Genomic DNA, 15,949 nt, shown 5'->3' with positions numbered 1-15,949 from the left:
ACCGCCTTCACCGCGGCCCCGGAGCTTCAGGCGCATTGGTCAAGCTCAACCGGACGTTCCAGGGATCGAAAGCGGTCAGGTGTCCTTCGTCGACCAAGGCCGGCTTGCCTGCATTGGCCAATCGCAAGGCGATCGCCGCTAGCGTTTCGGAATCGCGTAGGAGGAGTTCTACCTCGGCAAGCCCCGTCGTATCCTCGAGACGCGCTCCGGCCCCACCACTTTGCCAGGTGTTGCCCGCAAGCTGGTGGTGATAGCCGCCGGTGCTGTAGAAACTGACTGTTGGCGCCGCTGCGTTGATCTTGAAGCCGAGCAGCGTGCCGTAGAACGAATCAGCGGAGCGGACATCGCCGACCTGCAGGTGAACATGGCCAATCGTGCTGCCTGCCGGCAGTCCATTCCAGGCGAGCGTCGTCGATTGTGACAGCTCGCGCAGGTCGAGCGGACCGGCGCCCATCTGGATAACTTCCTGAATCCGCTTCCAGGTCGAACTTGGCCGGTCGGCGTAGATCTCGACGCCGTTGCCTTCCGGATCCGACAGATAGATGGCCTCGCTGACGAGGTGATCCGATGCGCCGGCCAAGCGGGTTCCCAAGCGGAGCGCATGATGCACCCATGCAGCCAGATCGTTGCGGGAGGGGAGCAGGAAGGCGATGTGGTAGAGCCCGGCGCTCTGCGGCACATTGGGCAGCGCGTAGGGATCGTGCCGCAGGGAAATGAGGACACGGCCGTGGACGCCGAGGTGGAGCGTGTGCCCATCCCGGACGATCGGCTCCAGGCCAATCACGTCGCGATAAAAGCGGGTCACGCGATCCAGATCCCGAACCACCAGGGTGACACCACCAATCCTAATGGGCGCACATGCCGCGATGTCATCGCGTGCCGGACCGGCCATTTGCGAGTTCTCTGCCAAAATCACGGAAGGCTCCCGAGATATGAGGACGGCGCCAGCAGCGCTCAGTTCCGAGGCGCGATGGGTGCCTTCTTCGAACGCCCCCAGAAGATGAGGATCGCGAGGCCAAGCAGCAGAGCGTTCAAGGGGAGAACCGCGAACTCGCCACGAAAGCTGTGAAAGCCGGCGGCCAGAACCTGAAGCAGGATGCAGCACAGGGCAGCGGTTACGGTCAGACGGGGCAGGATGCGCGTCAGTGACGGCAGGATCAGACCGAGGCCGCCTGCGAGATCGATGACGCCGATCACTCGCACGAAGGCCGGGGACAGTTCGCCGGTCCAGGGCATCATTGCCGAGAGTTCCGGGATCGGCGTGGTGAGTTTCATCACCCCGGACATGCAGAACAGACCGGCGGCAACGATCTGAGCCAGCCAGATACCGATGCGCAGCGGCTTGCCCGCAGAAAGGACCGGCTGAGAACGGTCTTTTGTTAGGATGGTCGACATCGGGGCCTCCGCGAGCTGGAACGATCGATGGCTTATGGCGGAGGAGGATTGAGTAAAAAACTGGGATTGTTTCGATAAAGACGATCAGATAATCAGATAAAGATGGACGCGTACACGTTGGATCAGTTCGCGATCTTCATCGCGGTCGTGGAAGCCGGCAGCTTCTCGGGAGCAGCGCGAAAGCTCAATCGCGCCCAGTCCGCAATTACATATGCCATGCAGAAGCTGGAGGATCATGTTGGCGCCGCATTGTTCGACCGCTCCACATATCGCCCAACCTTGAGTGAAGCCGGGCGTATCCTGCTGCCAAAGGCGCAACGGATAATGGACGACGTCGCGCGCTTCCGTTCGAGTGCTCTCGAACTGTCGCGAGGGCTGGAAGCTCAGTTGCGGGTCGCTGTGGCGGGCGGCGTTCCGATGAATCTGTTGACGCCTGCGCTGGCGGACTTCCGTGACATGTTTCCGACGGTACAGGTCCGTCTGATCGTACAGCCCTTCTCGATGGCAACCGGTCGGAACGCACCTGCCCTCGCCAAGGGCACAGCGGACCTGCGCATTTTGTACGAACAATTGCTGCCTGGCACTTTTCAGCGATATCTGATCTCAGAGATCGAGCTCGTCACCGTGGCTGCCTCCTCGCATCCACTCGCCCGAATGACGGGTGTCCTGGATGCGCAGATCCTTCGGGATCATTTGCAACTCGTCCTGAGCGAGGTCGAGGAGGCCGTGGCAGGCGAAGATGTGCAGGTCGCAGCGCTGAACACCTGGCGCGTCACCGACCAGTCTGCCAGGCATTCCCTCATCCTTGCAGGCATCGGATGGGGCAGCCTGCCGGAGGCGCTGGTCATGGACGATCTGAGTTCAGGGCGTCTCGTTCGCCTGTCGGTTCGGGACGACGGGCGCTTTCAGCAGGTTAGAAGTCTGCATCTTGTGGTGGCTCATCGACAGGATGAACCTCCAGGGCCAGCCGGCCGCTGGCTTCTGGGGCGACTGAGCGGTGCCCCTCCCGAGGTTTGAAGCCTTTTTGCGCACATGCTTGGTAGTGCGGCGCAAACGGCAATGCGATGTCTTGTGATAGTTGTCTCTTCGACCCGGTTGGGTCGTATCTGGTCGCGTGATGTAGCTTCTGCGAGCCACGCTACCGGACACGACCAATGATCCGAGCCTTACGCTTGCTTGGCGCTTTTGAGCGCCTGATCCCATTGATCGAAATCGCGCACCAGCTTGACTAGCGCCATGAGGAGCGCAGAGCTGTCATTCTTGCGGTAGCTCATGATGATTGGGCTCATCATTTTGGGCTCATCGAGGTCGATGTAGCGGATATCGTCACGGCCCAGGCGTTTGACCGATGCCGGCACGAGACAGACGCCACCGCCCGACGCCACTAGGCCAAGCGCGGTCTGCACCTCCTTCGCCTCCATCCCGATCGTCGGCTCGACACCCGCGTCGCGATAGAAGGACAGCACCTGATCGGCATAGCTTGGTCTCGGGGATTTCGGATAGATGATCAGCGGCTCGCCGGCAATCTGCCTGAGCTTGAGCTTCCCCTCCGTCGCGGCAAGAGGATGGCCGACCGGAACGGCCAGGCAGAGCTTCTCCTCGCGAATGATGCTGCGCGTGATCATTTCATCGTCGAAGCGCAGCCGGCCAAACCCAACGTCGATGCGCCCGTCCTTGAGCGCTGCGACTTGCTCCATCGTCGTCAGCTCGACGAGCTGCACTTCGGCTCCCGGAGCGATGATGCGGAAACGCCTGATGAGCTCAGGCAGCGCGTCGTAGAGCGTCGATGCGACGAAGCCGATGTTGAACTGCAGAACCATGCCCTTGGAGATCCGCAGCGTCATTGCGCGCATCTCGTCGATGCGCTGGAGAATTTGGCGACTTTGCTCGAAAAGGTATCGACCTGGCTCGGTCAGCGTGATCGGGCGGCCCCGGTCGAGGAGCCTGACGCCAAGCTCCTCTTCGAGCTGCTGTACCTGCCTGCTCAGTGGAGGTTGAGCCATATTGAGCTTTTCAGCAGCGCGACTGAACGAGCCTTCCGCTGCCACTGTGGTGAAGTAGCGCAGATGACGCAGCTCCATAGTCGTTCCTCCCATGAGGTTTTCGATACCTCTTGGGTATGAAAATAGACGCAATCGATCCTGTGCAGCAAGAGACAGCGATCCTATCGTCGGCCCTACCTCAGCAAGGGTATATGAACGTGACGACGCCAGCCGCTCGGATAGAACAGGTTGAAACCTTTCTCATCGATCTTCCGACCATTCGTCCGCATCAGCTTTCGATGACGACGATGAAGGGGCAGACCCTGATGATCGTCCGGATTCGCACGTCGGACGGGATCGTGGGGATTGGCGAGGGGACCACGATCGGTGGGCTTGCCTACGGGCCGGAAAGCCCCGAGGGAATGAAGCTCGCCATCGACACCTATTTCACGCCGGTTCTGCTGCAGTGCGACGCCAACCGCGTCGGGTTGACGATGGCAACGATCGCCAAATCCGTTCAGGGCAATCATTTCGCCAAATGTGCTGTCGAGACGGCGCTGATCGACGTCCTCGGCAAGCGCATTGGTCTGCCCGCGTCCGAATTCCTCGGCGGTCGCTGCCATGATCGCTTGCCGGTGGCTTGGACGCTGGCAAGCGGCGACACGGGGCAGGACATCGCGGAAGCCGAGGAGATGCTGGCAAAGCGGCGGCACAACATCTTCAAGCTCAAGATCGGCCGTGGCGATCCGCGCCAGAACATTGCCCATGTCGCCGCCATCAAGGCGGCGCTGGGCGACCGGGCCAGCGTCCGGGTCGATGTCAACCAGGCCTGGAGCGAGGCCACCGCATCGGCCTGCCTGCCGCTGCTGGCCGATGCCGGCGTCGATCTCATCGAGCAGCCGATCGCGCTCAAGAATATCAGGGGCATGGCTCGTCTTGCCCGAGAAACCTCGATCGCCATCATGGCCGATGAAGCGCTCAACGGCCCGGAGACCGCCTTTCAGATTGCCTCCCTCGCGGCGGCGGATGTGTTCGCGCTCAAGATCGAGCAGTCCGGAGGGCTTTTCGCCAGCGCCAAGGTGGCGGCGATCGCTGAAGCTGCCGGCATTGGGCTTTACGGCGGAACCATGCTGGAGGGCGCTGTCGGCACGATTGCCTCGGCGCAGCTTTTCTCGACATTCGCCAAGCTGGAATGGGGCACCGAACTGTTCGGGCCGCTATTGCTGACCGAAGAGATCCTGGAAGAGCCGCTCGACTACAGCGAGTTCAGCCTCGGCGTTCCTTCAGGTCCGGGCCTTGGAATTGCCCTCGACGAGGCGCGTGTGAATCGCTTCCGACGCGACCGATCGGAACGCTCCGTTCATCTCGTTCTCAAGACGGGGAGCTGACAGCATGCTGTTCCACGTTGAAATGGATGTCCGGCTGCCGCACGACCTGCCGATCGACAAGGCCGATGCCTTGAAGAAGACCGAGCGCGAGCGGGCTCAGGACCTGCAGGCCTTAGGCAAGTGGCGTCATCTTTGGCGCGTTGCTGGACGCTACGCGAACATCAGCATCTTCGATGTCTCGGGTGCCGAGGAGCTGCACCAGATCCTCTCCACTCTGCCGCTGTTCCCATTCATGGAGATCAGCGTCTCGCCTCTGTGCCGACACCCCTCATCCATCCGTGAGGACGACACCTAATCGGATCGCTCGATCATCCATCAGCCAGATAAGGCTGCGGTCAAAAAGGGAAACGCCATGCCTGCCGATCTCATCGCAAAATCCGATATGAAGGCGCTCGCCGCCAAGGCTGCCGGCCTCGACCAGGCAGAGGGCGACGCGCGCACCAAGCAAGTCGTCAACAAGCTGCTCTACAGATTGATGCTGACCATCGACGAACTCGACATCTCGATGGACGAGTTCTGGGCCGGCGTCGCCTATATCGGCGAGGTCGCGAAAGCCAATGAACTCGGTCTGCTGATCCCGGGTGTAGCGATCGAGCACTTTCTCGATCTGCGCCTCGACGAGGCCGAGCGCCTGGCCGGTCTCGACGGCGGCACGGCCCGCACTATCGAAGGACCGCTCTATATCGCCGGCGCCCCCCTGTCCAAGCACGAGGCCCGCCTCGACGACGGCACCGATGACGGCGAAATCCTGTTCATGGAAGGCCAGGTGTTCGACACCAAGGACAGGCCTGTCGCGGGCGCGATCGTCGATGTCTGGCACGCCAACTCCTTCGGATTTTACTCCTTCTTCGGTCCTCCGCAGTCGCCCTACAATCTGCGCCGTCGCATCGAGACCGACGCCGAAGGCCGCTACCGTTTCCGGTCGATCATGCCGTCCGGTTATGGCTGCCCTCCCGGCTCCAACACCGAAAAGCTGCTGACGCAGATGGGCCGCCATGCCCAGCGCCCGGCCCATATCCACTTCTTCGTTACCGCCAACGGCTACCGGCAGCTCACGACACAGATCAACATCGACGGCGACAAGTATTTGCACGACGATTTCGCCTTCGGCACACGCGACGATCTCATCCCGCCGGTCGAGCGCGTCACCAACGCGGCCGAGATTCACAAGGCTGGCCTCAACAAGCCGTTTGCCCGCATCGCCTTCGACTTCAAGATGACCCGCGAGAAGGCTGGTGCGCCAAGCACCGTCGTGAACCGTGAGCACGCGGTCGCTGCCTGACAGGTCCGATGATCGCAGCCGCGCGCAACGTTGCGCGGCTCTCCTCCAAAAAAGATTCATTGGGAGCTACGACCATGCTGGACGCCATCATCGAGCGACTGGAATCCTCGGTCGAGGATAATCACGAAACCGGAACCTTCCGCTGCCGGCGCGACATCTTCACCGACCCGAATCTGTTCGAGCTGGAGATGAAGCACATCTGGGAGGGGAACTGGATTTACCTCGCCCATGAGAGCCAGATCCCCAACAACAACGACTACATGACCAGCTATATCGGCCGCCAGCCGATCGTGATCAGCCGCGACCGCCAGGGCGTGCTTCATGCCTTCCTCAACGCATGCTCGCATCGCGGCGCCATGGTGTGCCGGCACAAGCGCGGCAACAAATCGACCTATACCTGCCCCTTCCATGGCTGGACCTTCAACAACACCGGCAAGCTTCTGAAGGCGAAGGATCCGGATGGCGCGGGCTACCCCGAGACCTTCAACAAGAACGGCTCCCACGATCTCACCAAAGTCGCCCGCTTCGGCAACTATCGCGGTTTCCTGTTCGGCAGCTTGAACCCGGACGTGAAGCCGCTGGAAGAGCATCTGGGCGAGGCGGCCAAGATCATCGACCTCATCGTCGACCAGTCGCCGGACGGGCTGGAAGTGCTGCGCGGCTCATCGTCCTACATCTACGACGGCAACTGGAAGCTCCAGACCGAGAACGGCGCCGACGGCTATCATGTCTCGTCCGTGCACTGGAACTACGCCGCGACAACCAATCAGCGAAAGGCGACCGTAGCTGCGGCCGCGGGCAAGGACGATGTCCGCGCCATGGACGCCGGCGGCTGGGCCAAGAAGGGCGGTGGCTTCTATTCCTTCGAGAACGGCCATCTCCTGCTCTGGACCAACTGGGCGAACCCTGAAGATCGCCCGCTCTATGAGCGGCGCGCCTCGCTGGTCGAACAGTTCGGGGAACCGCGCGCCGACTGGATGATCGAGAAGAGCCGGAATCTCTGCCTGTATCCGAACGTGTATCTAATGGATCAATTTTCGTCGCAGATTCGCATGTATCGTCCGATCTCTGTCGATAAGACCGAGGTCACGATCTACTGCATCGCGCCCAAAGGCGAGAGCGCGGAAGCTCGTGCTCACCGTATCCGGCAATACGAGGACTTCTTCAACGCGTCCGGCATGGCGACGCCGGATGATCTGGAGGAGTTCCGCTCCTGCCAGATCGGCTATGGCGCCAGGAACGCGGCCTGGAACGACCTCTCTCGTGGCGCGACCCATTGGATCGAGGGGGCTGACGCCGATGCGCAGGTCATCGGCCTCGAGCCACTGCTCTCAGGCGCCAAGACCGAGGACGAGGGTCTGTTCGTGGTCCAGCATCGCTACTGGAAGGACGCGATGGTCGCCGCGCTGCGGAAGGAAGCCGAGGCCGGTTTCCGGCAAGCGGCAGAATGAGGCCTTAGCCTGCGGTCGCTGTGGCCGCTCATCTTACAAGAACAATAAGGGAGGATCACCATGTCCGCCATGCTGAAGCCCGTCGCCCAGGCGAGGGTTGTGCCGATCGAGGAGGTCCAGGCCTTCCTCTACACTGAGGCGCGCGCGCTCGATGATCGTGACTGGGACGCCTGGCTTGCCTGCTATGCCCCGCATGCGACGTTTCACATGCCGGCCTGGGACGACGACGACACGCTGACCGACGATCCCCAGAAGGAGATCTCGCTGATCTACTACGGCTCGAAGCAGGGCCTGGAGGATCGCGTATTCCGCATCAGGACCGAGCGGTCGAGTGCGACCTCGTTGCCGGAGCCGCGCACCTCGCACAACATTTCGAATGTCGAGATCGTCGAGCAGGGCGAAAGCTCTATGAAAATCCGGTTCAACTGGCTGAATCTGAGTTTCCGTTACAAGACGACGGACAGTTATTTCGGTACGTCATACTATACGCTCGACACGTCAGATGACGGCCTGAAGATCACGGCCAAGAAGGTCGTTCTCAAGAACGACTACATCCACCACGTGGTGGACATCTACCATATCTGACGCAATCCCCGGGCGGCCAGGGCGCCACGCCTTCCGGGCGGACGCCTTTGCGCGGGTCAATGGAGGCAGCGCGCCGCGGGTCGAGGGACTGGCGGAGCCGCTGCGGGAGGATGATCATGACGCATCGCATCGCCCTGAATTTTGAGGACGGGGTCACCCGCTTCATCGAGGCGCGCCCGGACGAACTCGTGGCAGACGCCGCCTATCGCCTGGGCCTCAACATCCCGATGGACTGCCGGGACGGCGCCTGCGGCACCTGCAAATGCCATTGCGAATCCGGCCGTTACTCGCTCGGCAGCTTTCTCGACGACGCGATGACCGATGAGGAGGCCGGGCAGGGCTATGTCCTGACCTGCCAGATGAAAGCGCAATCCGACTGCGTCATCAACATCCCGGCCTCGTCTTCGGTCTGCAAGGTCAAGCCGTCGTCGATGCCGGCGACCGTCAGCGAGATTCACAAGCTTTCCCCGTCCACGATCGGCTTTTCTCTCTCGGTCGCGGGCGAGGCGCTGTCCTATCTGCCCGGACAGTATGTCAACGTATCCGTCCCGGGCACGACCCAGACGCGATCCTATTCCTTTTCCTCGATGCCGCGCGACGGGACGGCCGCGTTTCTCGTCCGCAATATTCCCGGTGGGCTGATGTCGAGCTATCTCGCGGAGCGCGCTGTGCCAGGCGACGGCCTCACCATCACAGGGCCGATCGGCAGCTTCTATTTGCGCGAGGTCAAGCGGCCGCTGTTGTTCCTGGCCGGCGGCACCGGGCTCGCACCATTCCTTGCAATGCTCGACGAGCTGAAGAGTATCGGCAGCGATCAGCCGGTCCATATGATCTACGGCGTCACCAACGATGCCGATCTCGTCGAGACCGAGAAGCTCACGGCCTTTGCGGCAGAGATCGACGGTTTCACCTACTCAACCGTGGTCGCCGATCCTGCAAGCAAGCATGGCCGCAAGGGCTACGTCACGAACCATATGCCGGACGCCGTGCTGCACGGCGGCGATGTCGATGTTTATCTCTGCGGCCCGCCGCCGATGGTCGACGCGGTCCGGGCTCATCTCGCGGAGCGCGGGGTTGCGCCGAAGAGCTTCCATTTCGAGAAGTTCTCGCCATCGGAGGGCAGATGATAGCTTCAGCCATGCGGTTTTCCCGCAAGAGCATGGTCGTGACCGGCGCCGCCCAGGGGATTGGCCGGCAGGTCGCCATCGAGGCCGCGGCCGAGGGAGCCAGGCTGACGCTCGTCGACCGGTCGCCTCTCGTCGAGCAGGTCGCGAGCGAGATCCGTGACGGCGGCGGCGAGGCGATAGGCATCGTCGCCGATCTCGAGAGTTGGGACGCCAATGTCGAGGTCATGGAGGTGGCCAATCGGACCTACCGCGCGATCGACGTCCTCGTCACCAATGTCGGCGGCGCGATCTGGATGAAGCCCTACCAGCATTTCGACGACAAGCAGATCATCGCGGAAATCCAACGCTCGCTCTTTCCGACGCTTTGGGGTTGCCGCGCGGTGCTGCCCCACATGCTCGAACAGGGACGCGGCGCCATCGTCAATGTCTCGTCGATCGCGACGAAGGGCATCAACCGCGTGCCTTACGCGGCCGCGAAGGGCGGGGTCAACGGGTTGACCGCGGCGCTGGCCTTCGAACTCGGGACCAGGAACATCCGGGTCAACGCGGTCGCTCCGGGCGGTACGACCGCGCCGCCGCGCAAGGTGCCGCGCAACACAGAGGCGCAGAGCGCGCAGGACAAGGCCTGGATCCAGGAGGTCGTCGATCAAACCATCGAATCCAGCCATATGAAGCGCTACGGGCTGCTGCGCGAGATGTCGGGGGCAATCCTCTTTCTCGCCTCGGACGCTGCTTCCTACATCACCGGCACGGTGCTGCCGGTCGGTGGCGGCGACCAGGGCTGAGGAGAGCGTCATGAGACCTGTCGTCATCGCCGTCGCCATCACGGGTTCGGTGCCGTGCAAGAAGGACAATCCGGCCGTCCCGGTTCTCCCCGCCGAGCAGATCGAGTCGACCCATGCCGCCTATGAGGCCGGAGCGTCGCTCGTCCATATCCATGTTCGCAACGACGACGAGAGCCCGTCCTCAGACCCTGAGCGCTTCGCCCAGGTGCAGGCAGGCGTCCGCCGGTACTGCCCGGGCATGATCGTGCAATTCTCGACGGGAGGCCGCGGGCGCGATCCTGCTTCGCGCGGCCTATCCCTGGCTCATCGGCCCGACATGGCGTCGCTCTCGACGGGCTCGACGAATTTTCCGACCATCGTCTACGAGAACTCCGCCTCGCTGGTGGTAGACCTTGCGATGCGCATGCAGGAGTTCGACATCGCGCCCGAGATCGAGATTTTCGATCTCTCGCATATCCATGGCGCACGCCGCCTGATCGACGCTGGGCTGATGTCCCCGCGTCCGCATGTCCAGTTCGTGCTCGGCGTGCAGAATGCCATGCCGTCCGACGAGCATCTGCTCGACATTCTACTTGCGGAGACCAGGCGCATCATTCCCGGCGCGACCTGGACGGCGGCGGGCATCGGCCGGCATCAGGCGCAGGTAATGGGCTGGGCGCTGGCGCGCGGCGCCGATGCCATCCGCACCGGGCTGGAAGACAATATCCGTATCTCGAAGGATCGGCTTGCAGGCAGCAACGCCGAGTTGGTGAACCTGGCGGGCGAGGCCATCGCAAGACATGGCGGACGCCCGGCCTCTGCCACCGAGGCGCGATCGGCACTCGGTTTGCGGGCGGTCTGACGGAGACCGGTACGCTCGAAGAAGTGGCATCAGCCGTTCATGCGCCGTGTCGAGCGAGGGGCTCGGCTCTTGCCAGGTTCTCGTGGAGCTTGGCCCCGCCCGGTTCGACACCGCTTTGAGCGCCTGGGCTGGAGCATCCTGCTTGACGATACTCCTGCGCCATAAATTCAACTGAGCGCCGGCTCCAACCTTCGAAAAATCCAGAGCCCCTGCGAGGTCGGCGGAGTGATCATACCTGCGAGGTATCAAAATACACTCAATCGATCCTGTCCTTAACGAGTGAGCCTCCCTAGCGTGACTATTGGGAAGAAACGCTTGCCGTCCGAGGAGGCCCGGTCATGCCGGAGGTCTCTCCCGGCAGCGAAAAACGCGCAATAGCCGCTGGAGGAGAGTTTCATGTCACAATCGATCACTTTGTTGCGCTCGCTCGATCGCCGTCGCTTCCTGATGGGGTCGGCCGGTGTCTTGGCCGCTGGCGCCGCGTTTCGTTTCCCGACGCCAGCGATCGCGCAGGCGGCACCGCTGAAGGTGGGGTTCATGCTCCCCTATTCGGGGACCTTCGCGAAGCTCGGCAAATTCATTGATGACGGCTTCCGCCTCTATGTCGAGCAGCAGGGCGGCTCGCTCGGCGGCCGTCCGATCCAGTTCTTCCAGGTCGACGACGAGTCCAAGCCCGAGGCGGGAACGGACAACATGAACCGTCTCGTCGGCCGCGAGAAGGTTGATGTCGTTGTCGGCACGGTCCATTCCGGCGTCGCCATGGCGATGGTCAAGGTTGCTCGCGACACCAACACGATGCTGATCATTCCCAATGCCGGCGTGAACGAGGCTACCGGCCCGCTCTGCGCGCCGAACATCTTCCGCACTTCGTTTTCGAACTGGCAGGTTTGCGAGCCTATGGGCAAGGTGATGTTCGACGCCGGCCACCGCAACGTCGTCAGTATCACCTGGCGCTATGCCGCCGGCCAGCAAATGGTCGGCGCTTTCGCCGAGGGCTTCATCAAGGCCGGCGGCAAGGTCGTCGAGGAGCTGGCGCTGCCCTTCCCGGAGGTCGAGTTCCAGGCTTTGATAACCCGCATCGCGACGCTGAAACCGGACGCCGTCTTCGCCTTCTTCGCGGGCGGCGGGGCGGTGAAGTTCGTCAAGGATTACGCGGCCGCTGGTCTCAGCAAGTCGATTCCGCTCTATGGTGCGGGCTTCCTGACCGACGGCACGATTCCGGCCCAGGGCGAGGCGGCCAACGGCATCAAGACGACGCTGCATTACGCCGATAATCTCGACAACGCCGCGAACAAAGCCTTCCTGACCGCCTTCAAGACGAAGACCGGGCAGGACGGCGATATCTATGCGGTGCAAGGTTTCGATGCAGCTGCGCTGATGGCGGCGGGACTTTCCGCCACGAAGGGCGACTGGGCGGCCCGGACCCAGGTGGTCGCGGCCATGCAAGCGGCGAAGTTCGACAGCCCGCGCGGCCCGCTGAGCTTCAACAAGGCGAATAACCCCGTCCAGAACGTCTACCTGCGCGAGGTCCGCAACGGCCGCAACGAATTGGTCTCGGTCGCCGGCCAGGCCGTCAACGACCCGGCGCGCGGCTGCCGTGCTCCTGCCTGAGCACGCGACGATGCGCGAGGCGTCGCGCCCCGCGCCCATTTCTCTGTTCCGACGGTAGGATAATCGCCATGGATGCGATCACTTTCGCCGTTCAGTTGCTGAACGGCGTGCAATACGGGCTCGTGCTATTCCTCGTGGCAAGCGGCCTGACGCTCGTCTTCGGCATTCTGGGCGTCATCAACCTCGCGCATGGCGCTTTCTACATGCTCGGCGCCTATCTCGCCTGGGCGATCGCCGCCTACACCGGCAGCTTCACGCTGGCGCTCGTCGGGGCGCTCGCGATCTCCTTTGTGCTGGGCGTTGCGCTGGAAGAGGTCTTCGTCAAACGCATGATCGGGCGCGACCACCTCGCGCAGGTGCTGCTGAGCTTTGGGCTGATCCTGGTGATCGACGAGGTTCGGCAGGTCCTGTTCGGCAAGGATGTCCACTCGGTCGCGCCGCCATCCTGGCTGCAGGGCTCGATTCAGCTCACGGATGTACTGTCCTACCCGATCTACCGAATCGCTCTTTGCCTGATCTGCCTCCTGTTGGCTGTCGCGATCTTCTACGTGATCCAAAAGACGCGGTTGGGCATGATCATCCGCGCCGGAGCTGAGAACCGCGACATGACGCGCTGTCTCGGTATCCCGTTCGACCTCGTCAATCGTTACGTCTTCGCCAGCGGGATCGCGCTGGCGGCGCTGGGCGGTATCCTGGTTTCACCGATCTCGACCGTCTTTCCTGGCATGGGCGACGGCATGCTGATCCTCTCCTTCGTCGTCGTGGTTCTCGGCGGAATCGGCTCGGTCGCCGGTGCCGCGATCGGAGCGCTGCTGATTGGGCTGACCGACACCTTCGGTAAGGTCTTCTTCCCGCAGATCTCGTCGATCCTGATCTATGTGCTGATGGCTGGCGTGCTGCTCTGGCGGCCCAATGGCCTGCTCGGCAAGGCGTGAGGAGGCTCCAATGATCCATTCCTCACCGCCTGCGACCAACGCGCTCATCGCCGCCGCGCTCGCAGCCGCACTAGCGCTTCCGCTGCTTGCGCCAGGCTATTACGTGCAGTTTGCGTCCAAAGCGATGCTGATGGGGATGCTGGCCCTCTCGCTGAACCTCGTCGTCGGCTATGGCGGGCTGGTCAGCCTCTGCCATGCCGCCTTCTTCGGACTTGCCGGATACATGCTTGGCTTCCTCTCCCCCGAAAGCGGCGGTGCGTCCGGCTGGCTGTCCCTGCCGGTCGCGGTTCTCGCCGTCGGTGCTGTCGCGGCGATCATCGGCGCGCTCTCGCTCCGGACCCGCGGCATCTACTTCATAATGGTCACGCTCGCCTTCGGCGAAATGCTCTTCTACTTCTTCCACGACACCAAGATAGGTGGCGGTTCAGATGGGCTGTACATCTACTTCAAGCCGGAGTTCACGGTCGCCGGATCGATCCTGTTCGACCTCGAGAAAGCGAACGCATTCTACTACGTCGTGCTGTTGTGCCTGGTCGGCGCGGTGCTGCTGATCCGCGCGCTGGTGCGCTCGCCCTTCGGCCATGCTCTGGCTGCGGCGCGCGACAATGAAAGACGCGCGCTGTCGCTCGGCTTTCCTGTCTTCCGCATCCGTCTGGCAGCCTTCGTCATCTCGGCGATGATCGCCGGGCTTGCTGGCTACTTCTCAGCCGCGCAGTTCGGTTTCGTCGCGCCGCAGATGCTGGGCTGGCATCTGAGCGCCAGCGTCTTGGTGATGGTCGTGCTCGGCGGAATGAGTTCGGTCCTCGGTCCGATAGTCGGCGCCATCGCGCTGATCGGGCTCGAGGAGGTGCTGAAATCCTCATTCGAGCACTGGAAGCTGATCAAGGGCCTCGTCGTCATCGGACTGGTATTCGCATTGCCCGGTGGGCTCCAGCAACTCGCCGCCATGCTACTGCCCGGCTCTTCTGACGAATCGAACGCGAAGGCGGACACGACCAAGGTCGTCGCCGTTCCCGTCGGAAAGGCGCTCAATCATGTCTGAGGTCCTGCTCAAGGCGACAGCGCTCGAAAAGCGCTATGGGGGCTTGAAGGCCGTGTCGGGCGTCTCCATCGACGTTCACCGTGATGAGGTCCATGCGGTGATCGGCCCGAATGGTGCCGGGAAATCCACGCTGATCAACTTGCTCTCGGGCGACGTCTCGATCAGCGCCGGCGCTGTCATGCTGCGCGATCGCGACATTACCGCTCTGTCGCCCGATCGTAGGGCACGAGCTGGAGTTGGTCGCTCCTATCAAAAGACGACAATCTTTCAGACATCGACCGTATTCGAGAATGTCCGCCTTGCGGCGCAGGCGCATGGCGGGCAGGCGTTGCGGCTGTTCGGCAGCGTGACGAAAGATCTCAACGTCAACGCTCGCGCCAATAGCGCCATCGCAGAGGTTGGCCTTACCCATCGGGCCAACACCATCGCCAAGTTCATGAGTCATGGCGAGCAGCGCCAGCTCGAAATCGCTATGGTGTTGGCGACCGAGCCGAAGGTCATCCTCCTCGACGAGCCGCTCGCAGGGATGGGCCATGCCGAGGCGTCGAGCATGATAGCGTTGATCCGGCGTCTCAAGCAGGGCCGTGCCGTCCTCCTCGTCGAGCACGACATGGATGCGGTCTTCGTCCTGGCGGACCGGTTAACCGTGATGGCGGACGGAACGGTGATTGCTTCCGGCGCGCCCGACCATGTGCGCAGCCACCCTGCCGTTCGCACAGCCTATCTCGGCCAAGACCATGGAGCGGTGGCATGAACGCTCTTCTGGAAATCGTCGACCTCAAGAGCTTCTACGGTGCCAGCCAGGCCTTGCATGGGGTCAATCTGGTTGTCCGCCCGGGCGAGCAAATCGCTCTGATCGGGCGCAACGGCATGGGCAAGACGACGCTGTTGAAGTCTATCGTCGGCCTCCTGTCGGATCGGCGGGGCCGGATTGGTTTCGCTGGAACCAGCACGCTGCGTGCCAAGCCCGAAGACATCGCCCGCAAAGGCTTGGCCTATGTGCCGGAAGGGCGCGGCGTCTTCGGCTCGCTTTCTGTCGTGGAGAACCTCGTCATGTCCGCCCGCCAAGGCGTTTCGGGTTCTCGACGATGGACGATCGACCGAGTCTTCGAGGTGTTTCCGAGACTGCACCAGCGCCGCGGCAATGGCGGGCACCAGTTGTCAGGTGGAGAGCAACAGATGCTTTCGATCGGCCGCGCCCTGATGACCAATCCAGACCTGATCCTTCTCGACGAGGCGACGGAAGGCCTTGCGCCGCTGATAGCGCAGGAGATCTGGAAGACGCTCGGCGTCATCCGCGCCGAAGGTATTGCCACCATCGTCGTGGACAAAGACTTCCGCAGCCTCGCCAAAGTGGCCGACCGCATGGTGGTGATGGCCAAGGGAGAGGTGGCTTTCGATGGGACACCTGGCGAACTTCAGGCCAATCCGGCAATTCTCGAACGGCATCTCGGCATCTGAGGAGATCGTATTTTCGAATGTCAGCGCGTGCTCCTGGCACGGGCCAGACAGTATCGAGGTTCAA

At 62.4% G+C, this 15,949-nt stretch carries 17 protein-coding genes; 14 read left to right on the top strand and 3 right to left on the bottom strand.

From position 1 onward, the window contains the following. Positions 1–7 precede the first annotated feature (7 nt). Together ACSQ3P_RS09730 and ACSQ3P_RS09725 are read right to left on the bottom strand one after the other, a co-directional pair. Entirely contained in the window at positions 8–916 is a 909-nt protein-coding gene (locus ACSQ3P_RS09730; protein ID WP_436165392.1) for a VOC family protein, read from the bottom strand. Between the two features lie 38 nt (positions 917–954). Next, positions 955–1,395, bottom strand: coding sequence for a DoxX family protein (locus ACSQ3P_RS09725; RefSeq protein ID WP_436165391.1), 441 nt, complete (start codon positions 1,393–1,395; stop codon positions 955–957). A 102-nt stretch (positions 1,396–1,497) separates the two neighbouring features. Between ACSQ3P_RS09725 and ACSQ3P_RS09720 the strand changes: the two genes are divergently transcribed. Then, the gene (locus ACSQ3P_RS09720) at positions 1,498–2,412 is read left to right on the top strand and encodes a LysR family transcriptional regulator (RefSeq protein WP_436165390.1); all 915 of its coding nucleotides are present in this window, start codon (positions 1,498–1,500) and stop codon (positions 2,410–2,412) included. Between the two features lie 149 nt (positions 2,413–2,561). On the opposite strand, the gene ACSQ3P_RS09715 is transcribed toward ACSQ3P_RS09720, so the two are convergent. Then, on the bottom strand, positions 2,562–3,530 hold the full coding sequence (locus ACSQ3P_RS09715) for a LysR family transcriptional regulator (protein WP_436165389.1): 969 nt from the start codon (positions 3,528–3,530) through the stop codon (positions 2,562–2,564). 59 nt (positions 3,531–3,589) lie between these two features. Between ACSQ3P_RS09715 and ACSQ3P_RS09710 the strand changes: the two genes are divergently transcribed. The 13 genes from ACSQ3P_RS09710 (at position 3,590) to ACSQ3P_RS09650 (ending at position 15,885) form a co-directional block, all read left to right on the top strand. After that, positions 3,590–4,765, top strand: a complete 1,176-nt coding sequence (locus ACSQ3P_RS09710) for a muconate/chloromuconate family cycloisomerase (RefSeq protein ID WP_436165388.1) — start codon at positions 3,590–3,592, stop codon at positions 4,763–4,765. Positions 4,766–4,769: 4 nt separating this feature from the next. After that, on the top strand, positions 4,770–5,060 hold the full coding sequence (gene catC, locus ACSQ3P_RS09705; RefSeq protein ID WP_436165387.1) for a muconolactone Delta-isomerase: 291 nt from the start codon (positions 4,770–4,772) through the stop codon (positions 5,058–5,060). Positions 5,061–5,117: 57 nt separating this feature from the next. Next, the gene (gene catA, locus ACSQ3P_RS09700; RefSeq protein WP_436165386.1) at positions 5,118–6,047 is read left to right on the top strand and encodes a catechol 1,2-dioxygenase; all 930 of its coding nucleotides are present in this window, start codon (positions 5,118–5,120) and stop codon (positions 6,045–6,047) included. A gap of 74 nt (positions 6,048–6,121) precedes the next feature. Then, positions 6,122–7,498 carry a benzoate 1,2-dioxygenase large subunit gene (benA, locus tag ACSQ3P_RS09695; RefSeq protein WP_436165385.1) on the top strand — a complete coding sequence of 459 codons (1,377 nt, stop codon included), beginning with the start codon at positions 6,122–6,124 and terminating at the stop codon, positions 7,496–7,498. 60 nt (positions 7,499–7,558) lie between these two features. Beyond that, a complete protein-coding gene (benB, locus tag ACSQ3P_RS09690) occupies positions 7,559–8,083 on the top strand; it encodes a benzoate 1,2-dioxygenase small subunit (protein WP_436165384.1) in 525 nt (174 codons plus the stop codon). Between the two features lie 116 nt (positions 8,084–8,199). Beyond that, positions 8,200–9,210, top strand: a complete 1,011-nt coding sequence (benC, locus tag ACSQ3P_RS09685) for a benzoate 1,2-dioxygenase electron transfer component BenC (protein WP_436165383.1) — start codon at positions 8,200–8,202, stop codon at positions 9,208–9,210. A gap of 11 nt (positions 9,211–9,221) precedes the next feature. Then, positions 9,222–9,995 (top strand): benzoate diol dehydrogenase BenD, encoded by a 774-nt coding sequence (gene benD / locus ACSQ3P_RS09680; RefSeq protein ID WP_436165382.1) that lies wholly within the window; start codon positions 9,222–9,224, stop codon positions 9,993–9,995. 10 nt (positions 9,996–10,005) lie between these two features. Beyond that, on the top strand, positions 10,006–10,836 hold the full coding sequence (locus tag ACSQ3P_RS09675; protein WP_436165381.1) for a 3-keto-5-aminohexanoate cleavage protein: 831 nt from the start codon (positions 10,006–10,008) through the stop codon (positions 10,834–10,836). A gap of 396 nt (positions 10,837–11,232) precedes the next feature. After that, positions 11,233–12,447 carry an ABC transporter substrate-binding protein gene (locus ACSQ3P_RS09670; protein WP_436165380.1) on the top strand — a complete coding sequence of 405 codons (1,215 nt, stop codon included), beginning with the start codon at positions 11,233–11,235 and terminating at the stop codon, positions 12,445–12,447. Between the two features lie 68 nt (positions 12,448–12,515). Then, complete coding sequence (locus tag ACSQ3P_RS09665) at positions 12,516–13,382, top strand: branched-chain amino acid ABC transporter permease (protein ID WP_436165379.1); 867 nt, start codon at positions 12,516–12,518, stop codon at positions 13,380–13,382. Between the two features lie 10 nt (positions 13,383–13,392). Next, positions 13,393–14,424, top strand: coding sequence for a branched-chain amino acid ABC transporter permease (locus ACSQ3P_RS09660; protein ID WP_436165378.1), 1,032 nt, complete (start codon positions 13,393–13,395; stop codon positions 14,422–14,424). Further along, positions 14,417–15,178, top strand: a complete 762-nt coding sequence (locus ACSQ3P_RS09655) for an ABC transporter ATP-binding protein (RefSeq protein WP_436165377.1) — start codon at positions 14,417–14,419, stop codon at positions 15,176–15,178. The genes ACSQ3P_RS09660 and ACSQ3P_RS09655 overlap by 8 nt, the downstream gene beginning before the upstream one ends. Further along, positions 15,175–15,885 carry an ABC transporter ATP-binding protein gene (locus tag ACSQ3P_RS09650; protein WP_436165376.1) on the top strand — a complete coding sequence of 237 codons (711 nt, stop codon included), beginning with the start codon at positions 15,175–15,177 and terminating at the stop codon, positions 15,883–15,885. The genes ACSQ3P_RS09655 and ACSQ3P_RS09650 overlap by 4 nt, the downstream gene beginning before the upstream one ends. Positions 15,886–15,949 lie beyond the last annotated feature (64 nt).

It is taken from the genome of Allobosea sp. LjRoot9, from assembly GCF_964252745.1.
Classification (GTDB): Bacteria; Pseudomonadota; Alphaproteobacteria; order Rhizobiales; family Beijerinckiaceae; genus Allobosea.
The sequence above is the reverse complement of the archived record's forward strand: the minus strand, read 5'-3'. Positions and strand labels throughout refer to the sequence as shown.